General features: G+C 67.7%; 13 protein-coding genes. 12 read left to right on the forward strand and 1 reads right to left on the reverse strand.

Annotation, left to right across the window (positions count from 1 at the left end; genetic code table 11):
- Nucleotides 1-325: 325 nt before the first annotated feature.
- The gene (locus OZ10_RS17350) at nt 326-4,033 is read right to left on the reverse strand and encodes an indolepyruvate ferredoxin oxidoreductase family protein (RefSeq protein WP_039414878.1); all 3,708 of its coding nucleotides are present in this window, start codon (nt 4,031-4,033) and stop codon (nt 326-328) included.
- 195 nt (nt 4,034-4,228) lie between these two features.
- Here OZ10_RS17350 and OZ10_RS17355 point away from each other — a divergent pair, with 195 nt between their 5' ends.
- The 12 genes from OZ10_RS17355 to OZ10_RS17410 all read left to right on the forward strand — a co-directional run bounded on the left by OZ10_RS17355 (nt 4,229) and on the right by OZ10_RS17410 (nt 17,408).
- On the forward strand, nt 4,229-4,864 hold the full coding sequence (locus OZ10_RS17355) for a tetratricopeptide repeat protein (RefSeq protein WP_039414875.1): 636 nt from the start codon (nt 4,229-4,231) through the stop codon (nt 4,862-4,864).
- 495 nt (nt 4,865-5,359) lie between these two features.
- A complete protein-coding gene (locus OZ10_RS17360; RefSeq protein ID WP_039414872.1) occupies nt 5,360-6,277 on the forward strand; it encodes an AEC family transporter in 918 nt (305 codons plus the stop codon).
- 67 nt (nt 6,278-6,344) lie between these two features.
- Nucleotides 6,345-7,409 carry a hypothetical protein gene (locus OZ10_RS17365; protein WP_039566187.1) on the forward strand — a complete coding sequence of 355 codons (1,065 nt, stop codon included), beginning with the start codon at nt 6,345-6,347 and terminating at the stop codon, nt 7,407-7,409.
- A gap of 163 nt (nt 7,410-7,572) precedes the next feature.
- On the forward strand, nt 7,573-8,205 hold the full coding sequence (locus OZ10_RS17370) for a ParA family protein (RefSeq protein WP_005992682.1): 633 nt from the start codon (nt 7,573-7,575) through the stop codon (nt 8,203-8,205).
- Nucleotides 8,206-8,218: 13 nt separating this feature from the next.
- Nucleotides 8,219-8,695, forward strand: coding sequence for a SixA phosphatase family protein (locus OZ10_RS17375; RefSeq protein ID WP_005992684.1), 477 nt, complete (start codon nt 8,219-8,221; stop codon nt 8,693-8,695).
- Nucleotides 8,696-8,698: 3 nt separating this feature from the next.
- Nucleotides 8,699-9,271, forward strand: a complete 573-nt coding sequence (locus OZ10_RS17380) for a YceI family protein (protein WP_039566190.1) — start codon at nt 8,699-8,701, stop codon at nt 9,269-9,271.
- Nucleotides 9,268-11,283 carry a phospholipase D-like domain-containing protein gene (locus tag OZ10_RS17385; RefSeq protein ID WP_039566193.1) on the forward strand — a complete coding sequence of 672 codons (2,016 nt, stop codon included), beginning with the start codon at nt 9,268-9,270 and terminating at the stop codon, nt 11,281-11,283. The genes OZ10_RS17380 and OZ10_RS17385 overlap by 4 nt, the downstream gene beginning before the upstream one ends.
- Nucleotides 11,284-11,524: 241 nt before the next feature.
- Entirely contained in the window at nt 11,525-11,953 is a 429-nt protein-coding gene (locus OZ10_RS17390) for a hotdog fold thioesterase (RefSeq protein ID WP_039566196.1), read from the forward strand.
- 21 nt (nt 11,954-11,974) lie between these two features.
- The gene (locus tag OZ10_RS17395) at nt 11,975-12,874 is read left to right on the forward strand and encodes a lysophospholipid acyltransferase family protein (protein WP_202903035.1); all 900 of its coding nucleotides are present in this window, start codon (nt 11,975-11,977) and stop codon (nt 12,872-12,874) included.
- Between the two features lie 63 nt (nt 12,875-12,937).
- Nucleotides 12,938-13,924, forward strand: a complete 987-nt coding sequence (locus OZ10_RS17400; RefSeq protein WP_039415099.1) for a YheT family hydrolase — start codon at nt 12,938-12,940, stop codon at nt 13,922-13,924.
- A 57-nt stretch (nt 13,925-13,981) separates the two neighbouring features.
- On the forward strand, nt 13,982-16,054 hold the full coding sequence (locus tag OZ10_RS17405; RefSeq protein WP_039566197.1) for a tetratricopeptide repeat protein: 2,073 nt from the start codon (nt 13,982-13,984) through the stop codon (nt 16,052-16,054).
- A gap of 742 nt (nt 16,055-16,796) precedes the next feature.
- Complete coding sequence (locus OZ10_RS17410) at nt 16,797-17,408, forward strand: YbhB/YbcL family Raf kinase inhibitor-like protein (RefSeq protein WP_039566199.1); 612 nt, start codon at nt 16,797-16,799, stop codon at nt 17,406-17,408.
- The last annotated feature ends 351 nt before the right edge of the window (nt 17,409-17,759 follow it).

The following is a 17,759-nucleotide window of genomic DNA, read 5'->3' on the forward strand; positions in this document are numbered from 1 at the left end:
GAACACGCCTGAAGGAAACCGATCAGAGCTCGCGGATCGAGATCCTGATCAACACAGTTGCTCCACGGACGGATTCACGGCGTGTCCCGCGAGCGGTGAGGGCACCGCGCCCTCGACCAGGCTTGAAGATCGCCAAGCGCCCGCGATACGCACATTGCAGGTGTCTCAACCTGGTTGCTCGCTACGGGCAGATCAGGCGCAGAGCGGATGGTCTACGCCTTCTGCAGGGCCCTTGCCCGCCCACCCTTGCGGGACACGCTGCAAGTACATCCCTTTAGCTCCGTGGCCGCAGCGGTCCGCGCTGCAGTGATTGCCTAACGCTGCGTCAGGCCGCCTGCACTACGTGTAGCGCCTTCGGGTTACGCCACTGCGCCAATAGCGCCGCCTCGCGTTCCTTGGCTTCCTGCAGGTGCGTGTGCTTGATATGGCCGTAGCCGCGGATGTGTTCGGGAATGCTGGCAATCTGCGCAGCCAGCCCTACGTTGTCGGCATCCAGGCGCTCCAGCAGGCGCTCGACGGTGGCGATGTAATCGGTGATGAGCTGACGCTCGCCACGTCGCTCGGCGGTGTAGCCGAACACGTCGAGCTTGCCCCCGCGCAGGAATTTCAGCTTCGCCAGCAGTTTGAAGGCGGTGAACATCCATGGCCCGTATTCGCGCTTGAGCAGGTTGCCGTTGGCATCCTTCTTGGCCAGCAACGGCGGCGCCAGGTGGAAGCGCAGCGTGTAGTCGCCTTCGAACTGTTGCTGCAACCGGCGCTGGAAATCGCCGCGCGTGTACAGGCGCGCCACTTCGTACTCGTCCTTGTAGGCCATCAGCTTGAATGCGTAGCGCGCCACCGCTTCGGTCAAGGCGCTGCTGCCCGGCGCGCGTTGGGTTTCGTGCGTGCGCACGCGTTCCACCAATGTGCGATAGCGCTGCGCATAGGCGGCGTCCTGATAGTCGGTGAGGAATGCGACGCGGCGTGCGATGGCCTCGTCCAGCGATTGCGCCAGCTGTTCGTCATCGAGCGGATGTGCCGGTGCATCGGCACCGCCATGCAGCGTGCTGCCATCGGTCTGCGCCAATGCACGCGGTGCGCTGGCACCGCTGAGATCGTGTTCTTCCCAGCTGCCCGGTGCGCGTGCGGCCGGCGTGTCGCCGTGCAGGTGCGCAGGTGCGTCCGTGGTGCCCAGGCCTGCTGCACGACGCACGGCCGGCAGATCCACCGCCGCCAGCCGGCCCCACGCAAAGGCCTGCTGATTCATCGCAACGGCCGCGCCATTGAGCTCTATCGCGCGCATCAGCGCCGCATGCGACAACGGCACCAACCCGTGTTGCCAGGCGTAGCCCAGCACGAACAGATTGCTGGCGATCGCATCGCCCAGCAGTGCGGTGGCCAGTTGCGTGGCATCCAGCAACAACGGCTCCTGCCCGCCAAGCGCAGTGCGCACGCCGGCGATGATCTCGGCGGCCGGAAATTGCAGATCCGGCTGCGTGGTGAAGCTGCCCGGCATCGCTTCGTAGGTGTTGAGCACCACCTGGGTGCGCCCATCGCGCACCTTGGACAGCGCCCAATAGTCGTTGACCACCACCATGTCGCAGCCCAGCACCAGGTCGGCTTCGCCCGCAGCGATACGCACCGCGTGGATGTCGCCGGGAGTGCGTGCAATGCGGATATGCGTGGTGACCGCGCCGCCCTTTTGCGCCAGGCCGGTCTGGTCCAGCACCGTGGCGCCCTTGCCCTCCAGGTGCCCGGCCATGCCCAGCAGCGCGCCGATGGTGACCACGCCGGTACCGCCAACGCCGGTGATCAGGATGTTCCAGGGCCGCTCCAGCGTGGTGCGTTGTGGTGGCGCGGGCAGGCTGTCCAGCAGCGCACTGGCGTCGCGCTGTTTGCCCTTGCGCGGCGCGCCGCCATGCACGGTGACAAAGCTCGGGCAAAAACCCGACACGCAGGAATAGTCCTTGTTGCAGTTGGACTGGTCGATCTCGCGCTTGCGCCCAAATTCGGTGTCCTTCGGCAGCACCGACACGCAAAAACTCTTCTCGCCACAATCGCCGCAGCCTTCGCACACCAGCGAATTGATCATGACCCGCTTGGGCGGGTCGATCAGCTTGCCGCGCTTGCGGCGGCGGCGTTTTTCGGTGGCGCAGGTCTGGTCGAAGATCAGGATCGACACGCCCTTGACCGTGCGCAGATGCTGCTGCACCGCATCCAGTTCGCCACGATCGTGAAACGCAACCTCGGCAGGAAACAGGTCGCGTCGGCGTGTCCATTTGCCGATGTCGTCGCTGACGATGGCGATCTCGTGGATACCTTCGGCGCGTAGCTGATGCGCGATGTCCGGCACGGTGAGCGTGCCGTCCACCGGCTGGCCACCGGTCATGGCCACCGCGTCGTTGTAGAGGATCTTGTAGGTGATGTTGACGCCGGTGGCCACCGACTGCCGTATCGCCAGCGAGCCACTGTGGAAGTAGGTGCCATCGCCCAGGTTCTGGAACACGTGCGGGGTGTCGGTGAACGGCGCCTGCCCCGACCAGGTCACGCCTTCGCCGCCCATGTGGGTGAAGGTGTCGGTGGCGCGATTCATCCATGTCACCATGTAGTGGCAACCGATGCCGCCGAGCGCGCGTGAGCCTTCCGGCACCACGGTGGAGGTGTTGTGCGGGCAGCCGGAGCAGTAATGCGGCACGCGCGGGAATTGCGCGCGCGGCAAGGCCATCTCCGCTTCCTTGGTCTCCATCCAGCGCAGCCGCTGTTCGATCGCGTCGGCGAATGTGCCCGATGGCAACCCGAACCGCTGGATGCGCCTGCCGATCACCGCGGCAATCGTGGCCGGGGTCAGCTCGCCAGTGGACGGCAGGATCCACGCGCCCTGCTCGTCGTATTTGCCGACGATGCTCGGTCGCGCCCCCGCACTGGCCGGCCAGTTGTAGAACAGCTCCTTCATCTGGCGCTCGATGAAGGCCTTCTTCTCCTCCACCACCACGATGTCTTCGAGCCCGCGCGCAAACGCGCTGATGCCCACCGGCTCCAGCGGCCAGGTCATGCCGACCTTGTACACGCGGATGCCGATCTGCGCGCAGGCCTGCGCATCCAGGCCCAGGTATTCCAGCGCCTGCAGCACGTCCAGGTAGCTCTTGCCGGTGGTCACGATGCCCAGCCGCGCGCGTGGCGAATCCAGCACGATGCGGTCGATCCGGTTGGCCCGTGCAAAGGCCTGCGCCGCGCCCACCGCATAGCGATGCAGGCGCATTTCCTGATCCACCGGCGGGTCCGGCCAGCGGATGCTCAACCCGCCCGGCGGCAGCGCAAAGTCCTCCGGCAGCACGATCGTGCGTGCGAATGGGTCCACGTCCACCGAGGCGGACGATTCCACCGTTTCGGCAATCGTCTTGAAGCCGATCCAGCGCCCGGTGTAGCGGCTCATCGCCCAGCCCAGCAGGCCCATGTCCAGGATGTCCTGCACCCCGGCCGGGTTGAGGATGGGCATCATTGCGCTGACGAACTCGTCTTCCGAGCCATGCGGCAGGGTCGAGCTGCGGCAGGCGTGGTCGTCGGCGGCCAGCGCCAGCACGCCGCCAAAGGGCGAGGTGCCGGCCGCATTGCCGTGCTTGAACACGTCGCCGCTGCGGTCCACGCCCGGGCCCTTGCCGTACCACATGCCGTAGACGCCCTGCACCTTGGCGCCGGGGAACAGGTTGGTCTGCTGGGTGCCCCACACCATGGTGGCGGCCAGGTCCTCGTTCAGGCCGGGGGTGAAGGTCACCCGGGCCGCGTCCAGATGCTTGCGCGCGCGCCACAGCTCCAGGTCCAGCCCGCCCAACGGGCTGCCGCGGTAGCCGCTGATGAAGCCGGCAGTATTCAGGCCGGCAGCCTCGTCGCGCAGGCGCTGCAGCAACGGCAACCGCACCAGCGCCTGCACGCCGGACAGATAGATGCGCCCGTCGGTGCGCGTGTATTTGTGGTCCAGCGTGTAGTCCGCATCCACCCGGCCGAGCTCCGGCGTGTTGGCAGAGTCGGGAGAAGAAAGTGCAGCGGTACTGGTCATGGCGTGCCCGGAAAGGGTGGCTGGGACCCGGTGCGGATCATCTGAAACCAGATGATCCGCCCGACGGATTCCAAAACGGCGGCGCAAAGTGTAACAGTCAGCCTTCACGCGCCCGTTCGCATGCGGATGCGCAGCCGTCGCGCTGCGGTTAGGATGGGGACGGGAAGGGGTCGTTTGCAGTCAGGGGAAAACACAGTGAAAAGGAAATACGCATGGGCCACCTTGGCCCTGCTCGGGGGCGTGTGGTCGTTGGCGCAGGCACAGAGCCTGCCCAAGCCCAAGGAGTTCTATTTCGACGAAGACCGCAGCACCACCAAGGCGGTGGTCGCGGTGCAGGGGCAGGGCGATGCCGTGGTCGACCGCCTGGCCGCGATGGTGCAACGTGACGCGCGCGCGGCCGAACCGCGCGCCCAGCTGGCCTCGCTGGCCTATGCGGGCGGGCGCACGCAACTGGGTGATGAGCTATACCAGGGCGCGCTGGCACTGGTGTCCAACGGCAGCCAGCAATACCGCGCGATTACCTGGAATTACGGCTGGGACCTGCTGCGCGCCGACAAGCCCGACAAGGCGCTGCATCAGTGGGCCAACCTGGCCAATGGCCGCCCGGCCACGCCGGAGTGGCTGCCCGTGACGGCCGCGCTGGCCCTGTGGCGCGCCGGGCGCAAGCAGGAGGCTACCGAGTGGTATGCCGCCGCCGTGCGCACCTGGCCCGATCGCTGGAGCAGTACCGGCAGCTACGCCAGTCTGCTGCCGGACTGGCGCGAGGCAGAGCGCGCCAGCCTGGCCGAGGTCTTCGCGGCATGGCAGGCCAACCCGCCCGCATTCCCGTAAGCGCTTCGCCCTGTTGCGGGAATGTCGCGCAGCGGGCCGTGCACCGGGCCGATTTGCTGCAGGGCCCTTGCCCGCCCACCATCGCAGGACACGCTGCAAGTACGTCCATGTCGGCTTTGGCGCGGCATCCATGCCGCTCAAGGTCCCGCGACGGTGGGCGGGCAAGGACCAGTCGAGATGGTCGGTCTGCAAGGATCTCAATAGCGACTAGCAAGCTGGCGACGCGGTGTCTTCCTTGCGGCGTGTCCCGCGAGCGGTGAGGGCACCGCGCCCTCGACGTTGCGGCATTGCTGCACTTCTCTTACCCGCCCACCTCGCGGAACACGCCGCAGGTACGTCACCTAAGCGCTCATGCGGGATGCCGACTTCGGGATAGACCAGATGACCGAATTGCATGCCGCGCCTCGCGTCAGCGCGCCCCACGCCAGCGTTCTGCCGACGCCCGCGCTGCGTCATGCGATCCTGTGCCTCTGTTTCCAATGGACCTGACCCCGCATGGCGGTGGATGCCTTTGCGTTGATCCTGGCGATGCTGGGCCTTGGCTTGCTGTTCGCCCGTCTGCGGGTGCTGCCCGACAACAGCGCCGACGTGCTCAATCGCGTGGTGTTGTACATCTGCCTGCCCGCCTCGGTGCTGACCTACGTGCCGCGCCTGCACCTGGACGCCTCGCTGGGCGGGGTGATCGCCACGCCGTGGCTGCTCACCGCGATCATCGTGCCGCTGCTGTGGGCTTGCAGCCGCCTGCTGCGACTGGGCCGTGCCGACTACGCCGCGCTGCTGATGTGCGTGGTGTTCACCAACTCCAGTTTCATCGGGTTTCCGATGGTGCGCGCATTGCTTGGCGATCGGGCCTTGCCGTATGCAGTGGTCTACGACCAGTTCGGCACCTTCGTGCTGCTGTCCACCTTCGGGCTGTACGTGCTGGCGCGCTACAGCGGCGACACCCCGCCGACCGCCAGGACCATCCTGACCCGGGTGTTGAAGTTCCCGCCGCTGTGGGCGCTGCTGTTCGCGCTGACGTTGATGCCCGAGCAGCCGCCGGCCTGGATCGGCTCCGGGCTCAAGAGCCTGGCCGACGCCATGCTGCCGCTGGTCATGCTGGCGGTCGGCTTCTCGCTGCAGTTGCGTCTGCCTGCCGACGAGCTCAAGCCGCTGGCGGTCGGCCTGGTGTTCAAGCTGGCGGTGATGCCGGTCCTGGCGCTGCCGTTGTCCTGGGCGCTTGGCCTGCGCGGCCTGCTGCTGCAGACCAATGTGCTCGAATCGGCCATGCCCACCATGATCACCGCCGCCGCGTTGGCCATCTCGCATCGGCTGGCCCCCAGGCTGGCGGCGGCGATGGTGGGCTACAGCATCCTGCTGTCGTTGCTCACGCTGCCCGCGTGGGCCTGGCTGCTGGCGCAGCTGGTGGCTTGATGGCCCGTAACCCTTATGAAATGCTGATCCTCGACAACGTGCACCAGCACATGGACAGGAGCAGCACATGTACGGATATCGCGTGATCGGCAGTACGCTGCTTTGGATTGGTAGCGTCTGCGTGGCACATGCCGCCTCGGTGCCGTCCTCCAATTTATCGGCTCCGGCAAATGACCCTGTCGTGGAGCAATGGGCGCAGCAGGTCGGCCAGACCATGCAGGCACGCCTGCGCAGCATGGCGGACAGCGGTGAACCCAGGCAGCTGTATCTGGCCGGTCTGTTGTGGGCCGATTCCGAGTACGACGACACCGCGCCCGCCGCAGAGGGCGGCTACGCGCCGATCCAGCGCGTCTGGCTGCAGCGCGCCCTGGACGCGCGGCCGCGCGACCCGATGGTGGCGCGGATGGAAGCAGCCGGCTGCGCGCCTGGATTGCGCTGCGATCCAGACGCAGCGCTTGCCTTCCTGGAGCAGGCCGATGCCGGCAATGCGGATGTGCACTTGCGTGCCTACGCCGCTGCGCAGCGGCGCAGCGATAGGCCGGGTGCCGAACGCGCCTGGCAGGCGGCGGTGCAGGCGGATCATTTCGACAGCGGCGCGCTGGAACTTGGCAACGCCCTGCATGCCACCTACGACGGCGTGCAATGGCCATCGCTGACCTCGGTCAGCTTGCGCGCGCAACTCGACGCGCAAGGCCTGCCTTCCACTGGCGCGGGCATGGCCGCGATGTTCGTGATGGGCGCCTGGTCTGCACATGCACTCCCCGCGTTAGGCGATTTGGTGCGCCGCTGCACTTCCAATGTCGCTACGCCCGCATTGCGCGACGAATGCATGGCAGTGTTCAACAGCGTGGCCAATGACGAGTCCACCGTGCTGACGGCCATGGTCGGGGCCAAGCGCATGGCCGCATTGAGCAGTGGTGCCGACGCCACGCGCTGGCAGGCGCGGCTGCGAGAGCTGGAGTGGCTGCAGCAGCAATACCAACGCCGCGCGCCCACGGCCACCGACCAAGCCATCGATCTGGACACCCTCCTGACGCAAGGCGAAGTGCCGGCGCTGCGCGCGCGGGCGCAGCGTCAAGGCCTTGCAACGCAGCCACCTGCGCAATGGCAGCCCAGCGCAGCGATCCAGTAATTCCGATAACCCCGCCGGCTTTCGTATGCCTCCGGCAGCTAGGTGCTGGGGAAGCGATGCTGCGTTGCGACACCCTCCGCCGTTCGACGTTTAACGCCTTTCGACTACTTCCTCACCCAGCTGCGGTGTACGCTGCCGGCTTGCTCCCGGAAGCGAGGCGTGCATGAAGACAGTCCTGGTGGCCGCCTCCAAAGGCGGCGTCGGCAAGACCACGATCGCCACCAATCTGGCCGCACACGCGGCGTTGCAGGGCCAGCGCACCGTGCTGGCAGATGCCGATCCGCAAGGCTCGTCCACCCGCTGGGCGCAGCGTCGCGCCAGCCTCGAAAGTGCGGTGCTGCCGATCGATGCCACCAAGCGCCGCAACTGGCAGGCCGCGGTGCCCGATGGCACCGACCAGCTGATCATCGATGCCCCGGCCGGCGCCATGGCCGACGATTTGAGCGGTTTCCTGGACCATGTCGACGCCATCGTGGTGCCGGTGCTGTCCTCGGCGCTGGACATCGAAGCGGTGGTGGGCTTCCTCAATACGCTCGCCAAGGTGCCGCGCGTGCACCAGCGCAAGCTGCCGGTGGGCCTGGTGCTCAACCGCGCACGTCCGTGGACCCAGACCTCGCAGCAGGCCGCCGAGATGATCGGCACCTGGCCCTATCCGCTGGTGACCCAATTGCGCGACACCCAGGCCTACGTGGTCATGGCCGGGCTGGGGCGCAGCTTGTTCGATTACCGCTCGGCGCAGGTGCGCGACCATCAACAGGACTGGGAGCCGCTGTTGAAGTGGCTCAAGAAGTCCTAACCGGAAAGTTCCCATGCGCGAATTGATCTTGTTGCGACACGCCCACGCCGAACCGGCCGACACCGGCCAGGCCGATTTCGACCGCCCGTTGTCGCCGCACGGCATCGCCGAGGCCGAATCGGCCGGGCGCTGGCTGCGCGAGCAGCGTCTGGTGCCCGACCGGGTGCTGTGTTCGCCGGCGCGGCGTGCCCGCGAGACCCTGGAAGCGGTCCTCGAGCTCACCGGCTATATCGAACAGCGGCTGGACGAACGCATCTACGAGGCCACGCCCGGCACCCTGGCCAGCCTGGTGGACGAACATCGCGAGGCCGAGCGGCTGCTGCTGGTGGGCCACAACCCGGGCCTGGAGCGGTTGGCCGCGCTGATGCACAGCGGGCAGACCGGCGATTACCGCGGCATGCCGACCGCCTCGATCGCCCTGCTGGCCCTGCCGCTGGATGCCACCATCGAGCCGGGCATCGCCCGCCTGACCGCCTTCTGGTGGCCTTGATCCGTGACATCGTCGCTGCGCTGGTTCGCCTGGCTCGCGCTCTGGGTCGCGCTGCCCTGCCTCGCACAGCAGAGGGTGCACACCATCGACCCGGCGCAGTCGCGCTTTGGGTTCGAGATCAAGACCCGCTTCGGGATGAAGATGGAGGGGTTCTTCCCGCGTTTTCGCGGTGAGCTGGTGGAATTGCCGGACCGGCGCATGCAAGTGCGCTTCCGCCTGGACGCCACCCAGGTGGAGATTCCCGGCAAGGACCGCTACACCAGCTGGATGCGCGGCGAGGATTTCTTCAACGTGGCGCGTTACCCGGTGGTGGAATTCGAGTCGCTCCCCTATGCCGAGGAGGTGGTCAACCAGGGCGGCGACATCACCGGCAACCTGACCATTCGCGGAATCACCCACATCGAGACCCTGCATGTGGCGCCAGCTGAATGCGCACGGCCGGGCTATGATTGCGACGTGATCAGCCGAGGTACGGTCCTGCGTGGACGTTACGGAATGAATGCGTGGCAGATGGCCCTGGGCGACAGGGTGACGTTCATTCTGCGTGGGCGGCTGCAGGAGGCGCGGCGCCCGTGAGATTCCTGTTGAGGGTCCTGGTGCTGGCAACCCTGTTGCTCGGCACCGGATGCGCCGGCCTGTCGCAAATCGAACGCAACCGCGCGGCCGGTGTGGCCGCTGCCGCGCGCAGCACGGTGGTGGACTGCACCCAGGCCAACCGTTGCGCCCAGCCTTCGCCCTTGCGCGCGCTGGGTGGGCAGGCCATCACTGCCTCCACGCCGGCCGCGCCACGGCATTACGCCACCATCCTCGACCACGGCGAGGAATCGCTGGTGGCGCGGCTCAACCTGATCCGCAGCGCCACCCGCAGCATCGACCTGCAGACCTATATCTTCGACAAGGACGACAGCGCGCGCATGGTGCTGGACGCGCTGACCGACGCCGCCCGCCGCGGGGTCAAGGTGCGCATCCTGATCGACCAGCTGTCGGCGATCGCCGATCTGCAGATCCTGGGCGCACTCGCCAGCAGCCACGACAACCTGCAACTACGCATCTACAACCCCACCTTCGGCAAGGTCAAACTCAACTACTTTGACTATGCAGGCAGCGTGCTGTGCTGTTTCCGTCGCTTCAACCAGCGCATGCACAACAAGCTGCTGGTGGTGGACGACGTGCTCGGCGTGGTCGGCGGGCGCAATTACCAGGATGACTATTACGACTGGGACAGCGAGTACAACTTCCGCGACCGCGACGTGATTCTGGCCGGGCCGGAAGTGCGTGCGATGGCGGCCAATTTCGATGCGTTCTGGCGCGCGCGGCGCAGCATTCCGGCCGAGCGCCTGAATGATGTAGGCCGGCTGTTGCTGGAGCAGGGCGCCCCGCAGATGCCGCCGGCACAGTTCCGGCGCCCGGAGCGGGTGGCGCGGGTCGATCGCGAGGCAGACGACGCGCAGTTCATACGCGACGCCTTCGTGACTCCGGCCATGCCGGTGCAGCGCGTGCTGTACGTGGCCGACCTGCCGCAAAAGCACCGCAAGGAACATGGCGCAAAGGCGGTGTCCACCGCGCCGGAACTCGATGGCCTGATCGCCAATGCGCAGCAGGAAGTACTGCTGCAGACCCCGTACCTGGTGTTGTCCGACGAGGCCCAGGCCATCTTCCGCGATCTGCGCAAACGCCCGCAGCCGCCGCGCGTCGTGGTGTCGAGCAATAGCCTGGCCGCCACCGACAACCCCATCGTGTACGCGCTCTCGTACAAGTTCAAACGGCGCAACCTGCGCGAGCTGGGCTTCAACGTGTACGAGTTCAAGCCGTTCCCGCTGGATGCGCCGGTGGACTACGCCAACCTGGTGCCGGATCCGCTCAACCCCGCTTCCGAGGTCAACGAGGACAGCCGCGACAACCGGTTGATCGGCGGCAGCGCGGCCGGCAATGCGATGCGGGGCAGCAGCGGCGGGGACGGGCGCACAAGTGCCGGAAGCGTGATTCGCGGCAGCAGTGGCGGCGGCCGTGCACCCGGCGGCAGCGAAGTCGATCGCCGCGTGTTGCGCACCGAAACGCGGCCTTCGTTCCTGGGCACGCGCGCGGTCAACAAACCGCTGCCGGTGACCCGCGCCGGTGCGCGCATGGGGCTGCACGCCAAATCGCTGGTGGTGGACCGCCGCATCGGGGTGATCGGCACGCACAACTTCGATCCGCGCAGCGAGAACTACAACACCGAGGCCGCGGTCGTCATCGACGATGTGGGCTTTGCGCAGGCGCTGGCGGCCAGCATCGAGCGCGACATGAGCCCGGAGAATGCCTGGACGGTGGCTCCGCGCGAAAAACCGCCACTGTTCAGCGGATTGAACTACAGCGTGGGCAAGGTGTCGGAAGCCTTGCCGGTGCTGGATTTCTGGCCCTGGCGCTATGCGACCAACTACGAGTTCCAGCCCGGCCCGGGCTGCCCGTTCCCGCTCAAGCGACAGGACCCGCAGTTCCGGCAGTGCTATGTGGCGGTGGGCGATTTCCCCGAGGTCAACGTCGGGCCGAAATGGCTGCTGGTACGCATGCTGACCGCGTTCGGTGCAGGCCTGGTGCCGATTCTCTGATCGCTGCGGCGTGCTGGCCTGGGCCGGCGTGCAGACGGCGCGTGGCGGAGTGCCATGTCGCGCCGCTGCAATGGCACGTTGCGCGAAAATAGGCCGCGGCGCGTCGCCAACCCGCTGAAAGTCGCTGGCGCAATTCGGCCCGCAGATAGCCGAAAGGCAGTTGCATCAGACCCCAGCGCCGCCGATGCTGTCCCGATTCCCGATTCCCGATTCCCGATTCCCGATTCCCGATTCCCTGCCCATGACCTTCCGCGCTCCCGTCGACCTCGTTGCCCTCAACGCCTCCAGCAAAAACACCCTGATCGACCATCTCGGCATCGTGTTCACCGAGGCCGGTGACGCTTGGTTGCGCGCCACCATGCCGGTGGACACGCGCACCAGGCAGCCCTACGGCCTGCTGCACGGCGGCGCATCGGTGGTGCTGGCCGAAACCCTGGGCAGCAGCGCCGGCAATCTGTGCGTGGATATGACCACGCAGATGTGCGTGGGGCTGGAAATCAACGCCAACCATCTGCGCGCGGCCACCGACGGCCTGGTTACCGGCACCGCGCGCGCAGTGCATGTGGGGCGCAGCACCCAGGTCTGGGACATCGTCATCGAGAACCCGGTCGGCAAGCGGGTCTGCGTGTCGCGCCTGACCCTGGCCGTGGTGGCACGCAGCAATGGCTGAGCACGCCCGGCAACGGCATGGGTGGAACAGCGCCATCCGCTGCCGGCGCTGCGCCGCGCCCAGGCTGCTGTCACAATCGTCGTGCTCCCTTTCCCTGTCACCGGTCCCGTTGGTCGAATGAGCGAGTCATCCCTGGACGCCACGCGCGAGGCTGGCGGCGCGTCGCGTTGGTTCCGGTACCTGTATCGGGTGCCGTTGCTGCTGCTGCACCTGTGCATCGGCCTGCCGATCACCATGCTGTGCGTGGTGGCCCCGCCGCTGGCGCGCATCCGCACCGGCCCTGCAGACACCCTGGACGAGCGGATGATCCGCTGGTGGCAGGGCAACCTGATGCGCATCTTCGGCTTCCGGTTGCGCCGCTTCGGCACGCCGCTGTCCGGCGCGACCCTGTTCGTGGCCAACCACGTCAGCTGGGTCGACATCTCGATGCTGCACAGCCAGCGCGTGATGGGCTTTGTAGCCAAGCGCGAAATCGCCGGCTGGCCGCTGGTGGGCTGGCTGGCGACCAAGGGCCAGACCATCTTCCATCAGCGCGGCAATACCGAATCGCTGGGCGGGGTGCTGCTGGAAATGCTGCAGCGCCTGCGCAGCGGCAAGCCGGTGGGCGTGTTCCCGGAAGGGCGCACCCGCGGCGGCACCGAAGTCGGCCCGTTCCACGCGCGCATCTTTCAGGCAGCGGTGGAGGCCGGCGTGCCGGTGCAGCCGGTGGCGCTGCGCTACGGCGTGCGCGGCAGCGCGCAGGCGGTGGTGGCCTTCGGTGAGCGCGAGAGTTTCTTCGCCAATATCGTGCGCCTGCTCGGCGAGCCGCCGCGGCTGGCCGAGGTGCATTTCCTTGAGCCGATCGCCGCATTCGATCTCGAAGGACGTCGTCGCCTGGCCGATACCTCGCGGCAACGCATCATCGCCGCGATGGAGTCCTGAGCCGACCATGCACGCGCGTATCTTCCTTGCGGCCAGCGTCCTGCTGCCGGGCCCGCTGCGCGCATGAACGCCTCCGACTTCCAGCCGCCGCGCTGGCTGCGTAACCCGCACGTGCAGTCGGTGCTGGGCAGTAGCGCCTTGCGTCGCCTGCGCAGCCGTCAGCTGCTCAGCGCTAGCGGCGCAGTCACCCGCGAACATATTCTCGATGGCGGCGACGGCGTGCGCCTGCAGGGCTGGATGAGCGTGCCGCCCGGCGATGCGCCGGTGCGCGGCACCGTGCTGCTGCTGCACGGCTGGGAAGGCAGCGCCGATTCCAATTACATGCGGCTGACCGCCGCGCGTTTGCTCGGCCTGGGCTACCAGGTGTTCCGGCTGAATTTCCGCGACCACGGCGGCACCCATCACCTCAACGTGGACCTGTTCCACTCCGATCGCATCGACGAGGTGGTCAACGCTGCGGGCGATCTGTGGCGGCGCTTTCCTGCGCCGCAGCTGCTGGCGGCCGGGTATTCGCTGGGCGGCAATTTCGCGCTGCGGCTGGCCTTGCGCGCACCGGCCGCCGGCCTGCCGCTGGCACGCGTGGCGGCGGTGTGCCCGTTGCTGGACCCAGCGGCCACCATGACCCAGCTGGAAAAGGGCCCGCAGTTCTACGACTGGTATTTCCGCCGCAAATGGCGCGAATCGCTGCTGCGCAAGCGCAAGCTGTTTCCGGACCAGCACGGCTACGACGATGCCACCCTGGCATTGGACATGCGCGAGCTGATGGCCTGGCTGGCCGTGCAGCACACCGGCCACGGGTCGCTGGAAGCGTATTTCAACAGCTATTCGATTGCCGGCGCGCGCCTGGCCGGCCTGCAGGTGCCCTCGGACATCCTGATGGCCGAAGACGACCCGGTGATTCCGTTCGAGGATTTCGCCGGCTGGCAGTTGCCCGAGCATGCGCACCTGGAAATCGCGCGCTGGGGTGGGCATTGCGGGTTTCTGGAAAATGCCCGCGGCGACGGCTTCGCCGAACGTTGGGTGGCCGAGCGGCTGGCCGCTGCCAGGTAGGTCGGCGTCGCAGCGCGCATCGTTACAATAGCGGTTTGTCCTGGACACCCCGCCGCCATGCAAGACGCCATTCTTCAAGCCCTGCGCCGCAATGCGGCCGACGATGCGGTGGCGCTGGCCCGCGAGTGGGCGATCAGCGCGCCCGACAGCGCCGCCGCACACCGCTGGCTCGGGCTGGCCCTGCAGCAGCAGGGGCAGCCGGCACTGGCGCTGACCAGCATCGACACCGCGTTGGCCCTCACACCGGAAGACGCCGACCTGCACCTGCTGCGCGCCGGCCTGCTGCTGGCGGCACGCGACCTGTCCGCCGCCGACGCCGCCTTGTCGCGCAGCACCGCGCTGGACCCGAACCAGTTCAACGCTTACGTGATGCAGGCGCACCTGGCCGTGGCACGCGACGATCTGGACGAGGCCGAGCGGCTCAGCCGCACTGCCGCGCGATTGGCGCCGGAGCATCCGCAGCTGCTCGCGGTCGATGGCGTGGTGGAGATGCGCCGCGGCCAGAGCGACCGCGCGCTGGCGCTGCTGACCCGCGCCGCCGAACAACTGCCGGACGACCCGCGGGTGATGTTCGCGCTGGGCTTTGCATATCTGCAGAAGGAGCATTTTGCATTTGCCGAGCGCGCCTTCGAGCGCGTGGTCGAACTCAATCCCCCCGGCACCGCGCTGCGCGCCTTCATCGCCCAGCTGGCCCAGCGCCAGGGTCGTCTGGACGATGCGTTGACCGCGATGCAGGCCGTGCTGGCGCAACCCGATGGCGACCTGCCGGCCATGCGCCGGCTGGCGGGCGAGATGGAATTGCAGGCCGGCCGCCCCGACCAGGCCGTGGCGCACCTGCGCCTGGCGCTGGCCCACTGGCCGGCCGACCGCCGCACCTTGCACGCGCTGCTCACCGCCTGGGAACGGCTGGGCGCGACGGACGATGCGCGCGACACGCTGGACGCGGCGCTGGCCACCTCGGCCACGGCGCACGACCTGTGGCTGGCGCGCCTGGCGGTGGAGCCGGTCGGCGGGCCGCAGGCACAGGCGGTGATCGAGCGCTGGCTGCTGGCCATGCCCGAGCACCTGCCGGCACTGGAAGCGCTGATGCGCGTGCACGACATGCAGGGTCATGCCGACGAAGCGGAAATGGTGGCGCGCCAGATCGTGGCGGTGGAACCGGGCCGCATCAGCGGCGAGCAGCGCATTGTCGAGGCCTTGCTGGAACGCGACCCGCCAGCGGCGATCGCCTGCGTCGAATCGCTGATCGAGTCGTTGCCGCCGCCACAGCAGACCGTGCTGCGGCCGTGGCTGGGCAATGTGCAGGACCGCGCCGGTCAGCCCGACGCCGCGCTGGCCACCTGGATGCAGTTCCATCGCGAACAGGCCCAGCACCGGCTGCCGTTGCCGCCGCAGGCCGCCAGGCAGCCGATGCAATGGCCGGCGCTGGGCAGCATTCCGGACAGCGTCACCGCGCGCCCGCTGTTCGTCTGGGGCACGCCCGGCTCGCATGTCGAACGCCTGATCGCGGTGATGGACGCAGCCACTCCGCTGGTGCGCGGCGATCGCTACGGCACCACTCCGCCGTCCGATGCGCTGCAGAGCTACCGCACGGTCGAGCAACTGGCGTCCGGCGAGCTGGCGCCGATGGCGCTGGTGGAAGGCTGGAAAGCGCAGCTGCCGCGTCGCGGCATCGACGACGGCAACGTCATCGACTGGCTGCTGTGGTGGGACAACACCCTGCTCACTGCGCTGCGCCCGCACCTGCCCGAGGGCCGGCTGGCGATCGCGCTGCGCGACCCGCGCGACATGCTGCTGGACTGGCTCTCGGCCGGCGCGCCGGCACCGCTGGCGCTGCAGTCGCCGCAGCAGGCCACCGACTGGTTGCTGGCCGCGCTGGAACAACTGGCGGTGTTGCACGAGCGCGATCTCTACCCGCACCGGATCATCCGGCTCGACGGCATCGAAAGCGACCCGCAGGGGATTTCCGACGCGCTCGAGCAGGCCTTCGGGCTGCGCTTCCCGCTGGTCGAACCACGCGGCCCCGCCCGCCTGGCCTCCGGCCGCTGGCGCAACTACCGCAGCGTGCTCGGCGCCCAGTTCGACCTGCTCACTTTGATCGCGGTGCGCTTCGGATATCCGCAGGACTGACGCGCGGCCTGCCGCATATCCCGCAAGCGCGACGCCGTCGTAGGAGCGGACCCGGCCGCGACAAGGCGTTACCGGTACCGGTGACGCCCATCGCGGCCAGGTCCGCTCCTACGGAGACCCAGAGACCCGGACAACGCGGCACGCGTGGACACCGATGGCGTTCAACGATGCCTGCGACCCGTGCCCGGAGATCCCCGATGCCTAAGGCTGTTGTAGGAGCGGACCCGGCCGCGACGAGGCGTTACCGATACCGGTGAAGCCCGTCGCGGCCAGGTCCGCTCCTACGGAGATCCAGAGACCCGGACGGCGCGGCACGCATGGACACCGATGGCGTTCAACGATGCCTGCGACCTGTGCCCGGAGATCCCCGATGCCCAAGGCTGTTGTAGGAGCGGACCCGGCCGCGACGAGGCGTTACCGATACCGGTGACGCCCGTCGCGGCCAGGCCCGCTCCTACGGAGATCCAGAGACCCGGACGGCGCGGCACGCATGGGCACCGATGGCGTTCAACGATGCCTGCGATCCGTGCTCGGGGATAGTGCAGCTTGCTGTTTGGCGTGTTGTTCGCCTTGGTTGGCGCATCGCGCGCTCCACTCTCGCTGCGCTCTGCCGCACGCTGAATTGGCTGACAACACGCGCACACCAAACGCGCCTGCTGTGCCACACAAGGTTCCACTGCGACGGCTTCCGTTGCGGTGCCAATCCAGGCAGGCTGGGTGCTTGGATCCACGGAGACTTTGCATGCGTCTGACCAGCACCAGCATCGAAAACGGCAAGCCCATTGCGGTGGAATTCGCCGCCGGCACCCCGGACGGCTTTGCACCCAACCGTAACCCGCAGCTTGCCTGGAGCGAGGTGCCGGCCGGCACGCAGTCGTTCGCGCTGCTGTGCCTGGACCCGGATGTGCCCACCGTGCCGGAGACCGTCGGCCGCGACGATATCCAAATCCCGGTGGAACAGCCACGCACCGATTTTGTGCATTGGGCCATGGCTGATATCCCCGCCGACGTGCATGCAATTGCGGCAGGCAGCTGCAGCGATGGCTTCGTGGCCAAGGGCAAGCAGCAGCCGGCCGGCCCGGCCGGTGCGCGCCAGGGCCTGAATTCATACACGCAGTGGTTTGCCGGCAACCCCGACATGGCCGGCAATTATCTGGGCTACGACGGCCCGTACCCGCCGTTCAACGACCTGCGCGTGCACCGCTATTTCTTCCGCGTGTTCGCGCTGGACGTGGCCAAGCTCAGCCTGCCCGAGCCCTTCACGGCCGCCGACGTGCTGTCGGCCATCCAGGGTCACGTACTTGCCGAAGCCGCGCTGCATGGCACCTACACACTGAATCCTGCCCTGCGCTGAGACCGGCTCGCGCACCCCGCACGACCAAGCGCGGGGTACGCGCAACGGCTGGCTGGATCGGTCATCGCGACCAACCGGCGCGCCAACCCGCCGCACGCTCAATCCCTGCATGCATTCGCAATCAGGCGACCATCGCAGCCGCGTTGGCTCTGAGTTGTTTCTGCTCGCCTGGTCAGTCAGCCGAAGCGAACGGCCAGTGGTCCCCGCTGCAGTCTCCCGCTTGTGCCGGATCGGCATCGCCTGCGCAGGCCGCCGACCGCATTGCCGGCCACATAACGGTCTGCAATGAAGTCGAGAGTCATAGATTCCCGACCTCCGACCTCCGACCTCCGACCTCCGAATCCCGAATCC

It is taken from the genome of Xanthomonas cannabis pv. cannabis (assembly GCF_000802365.1).
GTDB lineage: Bacteria > Pseudomonadota > Gammaproteobacteria > Xanthomonadales > Xanthomonadaceae > Xanthomonas > Xanthomonas cannabis.

Coding starts and splice junctions, on each gene's coding strand:
- OZ10_RS17350 (WP_039414878.1), bottom strand. CDS start 4,033: ATGACCAGTACCGCTGCACTTTCTTCTCCCGACTCTGCCAACACGCCG.
- OZ10_RS17360 (WP_039414872.1), top strand. CDS start 5,360: ATGGCGGTGGATGCCTTTGCGTTGATCCTGGCGATGCTGGGCCTTGGC.
- OZ10_RS17365 (WP_039566187.1), top strand. CDS start 6,345: ATGTACGGATATCGCGTGATCGGCAGTACGCTGCTTTGGATTGGTAGC.
- OZ10_RS17370 (WP_005992682.1), top strand. CDS start 7,573: ATGAAGACAGTCCTGGTGGCCGCCTCCAAAGGCGGCGTCGGCAAGACC.
- OZ10_RS17375 (WP_005992684.1), top strand. CDS start 8,219: ATGCGCGAATTGATCTTGTTGCGACACGCCCACGCCGAACCGGCCGAC.
- OZ10_RS17390 (WP_039566196.1), top strand. CDS start 11,525: ATGACCTTCCGCGCTCCCGTCGACCTCGTTGCCCTCAACGCCTCCAGC.
- OZ10_RS17400 (WP_039415099.1), top strand. CDS start 12,938: ATGAACGCCTCCGACTTCCAGCCGCCGCGCTGGCTGCGTAACCCGCAC.
- OZ10_RS17405 (WP_039566197.1), top strand. CDS start 13,982: ATGCAAGACGCCATTCTTCAAGCCCTGCGCCGCAATGCGGCCGACGAT.
- OZ10_RS17410 (WP_039566199.1), top strand. CDS start 16,797: ATGCGTCTGACCAGCACCAGCATCGAAAACGGCAAGCCCATTGCGGTG.